The 2,194-nt window shown below is 70.8% G+C and carries 3 protein-coding genes; all 3 read right to left on the reverse strand.

The features are described from left to right. Positions 1-187 precede the first annotated feature (187 nt). The 3 genes from ACFV5N_RS27280 to ACFV5N_RS27290 all read right to left on the reverse strand — a co-directional run bounded on the left by ACFV5N_RS27280 (position 188) and on the right by ACFV5N_RS27290 (position 1,950). Positions 188-508 (reverse strand): hypothetical protein, encoded by a 321-nt coding sequence (locus tag ACFV5N_RS27280; RefSeq protein WP_385605052.1) that lies wholly within the window; start codon positions 506-508, stop codon positions 188-190. Positions 509-668: 160 nt separating this feature from the next. Continuing rightward, the gene (locus ACFV5N_RS27285) at positions 669-1,403 is read right to left on the reverse strand and encodes a hypothetical protein (protein WP_385605054.1); all 735 of its coding nucleotides are present in this window, start codon (positions 1,401-1,403) and stop codon (positions 669-671) included. Next, positions 1,378-1,950: a sigma-70 family RNA polymerase sigma factor gene (locus tag ACFV5N_RS27290; RefSeq protein WP_385605057.1), complete on the reverse strand. Its 573-nt coding sequence runs from the start codon at positions 1,948-1,950 to the stop codon at positions 1,378-1,380. Before ACFV5N_RS27290 ends, ACFV5N_RS27285 begins: the two co-directional genes overlap by 26 nt. Positions 1,951-2,194: the final 244 nt, after the last annotated feature.

Raw genomic sequence — 2,194 nt, forward strand, 5'->3', positions numbered from 1 at the left:
GTGTGGCGAAGCTGGCGCCGCCGCTCCTGGTTTAGGACGTACCCCACGTTTTGCTGGGGGGCGGCCTCCACGCCGGGCGCCCCGGCCCGCCGGGGGCCGGCCCCACGGTCTGCCCCTGCCCGGTCACCCTCCGATGCCGCACCCCTGGCGGGCCGTGGCCCGGGGACGGCTCAGTGGGCCCGACGGTTCACCACAGCGGGGTGAAGAGGACCTGGAAGTTCGTGGTGTCCTGGTCGATGGCCACGAAGGCGGCGTCCTTCACCTGGGCGGCGTTGCTCTGGTTGGTGGCGCCGGTCCCGGTGGCCCCCTGCTGGATGGTGCCGCTGTTGCCGGTGTTGACGCCGAGGACACCGCTGCCGAGGGCGCTGAGCGCCGTGGCGTCCGAGGCAATGCCCGCCTGAGCCTCGGCGTCGCCGATCAGCGCGTGAGCGGTCCCCCCGAGGAGACCGACCGCCAGCGGGACGGAGGCGGCGGCGGCGATGACACGAGCGGTGCGGATGCTTGCCATGGATGTTCCTCCAGTGAACCGAAGTGGTGAGTGAGCACGACGTCGCGCCCTCAGAATTGCCCACCCCGGATCCGGGCATTCACGTTTCACCGCCTCATTCGCTCGCACGAATGACGGCTTCGCGATAAACGTCTCCTGCCGCCTCGTACGGCTGAATATCTCAGGCGGAAGTGGTCAGTTCTTCGATTCTCTGGGCGAAATCGATGGCCGGGAGCGGCAGTTCGATCTCGTCGACAAAATGCACGGCCTCCGGCACGTAGCGCAGCACGGCGCTCGCGGTGGCCGTCAGATAGCGGCAGTCGCCGCGCAGCAGGCCGAGCACCCGCAGCACCAGGTCAGTGGTGACACCGCCGCCCTCACCACCGTCACCGCCATCGCCCTGCTCCACAGGCTCGTCGCTCGCCTCGGCGGCCTGGCCGCGCCACAGCTGCGCCTCCCAGACCTCGCCGAGGGTGAGGTGGTGGAGATAAAGGCAATAGGCGGCCGCCCCGTCCCCGGCGCCCGCGGCGAACTGCCACCAGAAACGCGCGCTGTCCTCGCGGCCGGCCAGCTGGAGCACACAGCCCAGTACACGGGCACCGTCCGGCTGCGGAATGCGCCGGCCGAGAAAGGCCGACATGTGCTGGAGCGCGCCGTCCCTTTCGATGACGGTGCGGCACAGGATGTCGAGATGTCCGGCGGCCTCGGCGTCGATCCGGGTGCGTCGGGGCGGCAGGGCCTCGCCGCGCACCGAGCGCACCTCGTCGTCGAAGTGGAGGGCGCCGAACAGCACGCGGTGGGTGACACGGGCCGCGAGCCGCAGTTCCGCGGCGTCCAGTTCGGCGTCGGAGTACGGCCGGGCGGCCACCGCGGCCTTGGCCAGCATCCGGTCAATCGGCGAGCTGGGCGAGGTCACCGCTGTCTCCTTCCCGCTCCAGCCCGAGCGTCTCCTTCAGCCGCCGCCGGGCGTACCGGGCGGTGGAGCGGACGCCGGGCACGCTGATGCCGAGGACATCGGCCGTCTCCTGGACGCCGTACCCGAGGCAGTACACCAGGACGATCACATCATGCTGCCGCTCGGGCAGTTCCTGGATGGCCCGGTACAGGCACAGGCTCTCCTCCAGCTCGCCGACCGGATCCACGGCGTTCCGCAGGGCCTCCGTCTCGAAGGCGGCGGTGTCGGTGAGCACCGGGCGCCGGCCGCGGGCGAGGGCGGCCTCGCGGGTTCTGGCCCGCAGGATCGCCCAGGCGTGCTGGGCGGGGCTGTCCAGCCGCAGGATCTCGCTCCAGTCGGCGGCCAGCCGCTCGAAGAGGTCGTCCACCACGTCCTCGGCCTCGGCGCGGGCCCCGAGGAACAGTTCGGCCCAGCGGACGTAGGCCGGGCGGTACAGCTGGTGGAACGCCCGGAAGTCGGCAGGCAGCGGCACCACCCCCGCGAGCGGGGCACGAGATCCTTCGGTCATCGGTTCCCCTCCTGGGCGCCGGTGGCGGCGGAAGCGTGGTGCGGGATCACAGACCCTGGGGTCCTCTCAAGTCGTCGGCGGCGCAGGTGCCTTGGGCACCATCTACCGGAGTCAACGAACAACCGGACCCCATCGTGCATCATAAAGGCCGGAAAACTTACGGAATGAAGCGTTCCGGTTACCCAGGACGATCACTCCTGGGCACGCTTCAGGGGTGCCCGCGGGGCCGGAACGGTGCTTCCGG

It is taken from the genome of Streptomyces sp. NPDC059853 (genome assembly GCF_042731495.1).
In the GTDB taxonomy this organism is placed as follows: Bacteria; Actinomycetota; Actinomycetes; order Streptomycetales; family Streptomycetaceae; genus Streptomyces.

What these genes read in the sequence shown, in the direction of transcription:
- ACFV5N_RS27280 (WP_385605052.1), bottom strand. Translation starts at nt 508, where the DNA reads ATGGCAAGCATCCGCACCGCTCGTGTCATCGCCGCCGCCGCCTCCGTC.
- ACFV5N_RS27290 (WP_385605057.1), bottom strand. Translation starts at nt 1,950, where the DNA reads ATGACCGAAGGATCTCGTGCCCCGCTCGCGGGGGTGGTGCCGCTGCCT.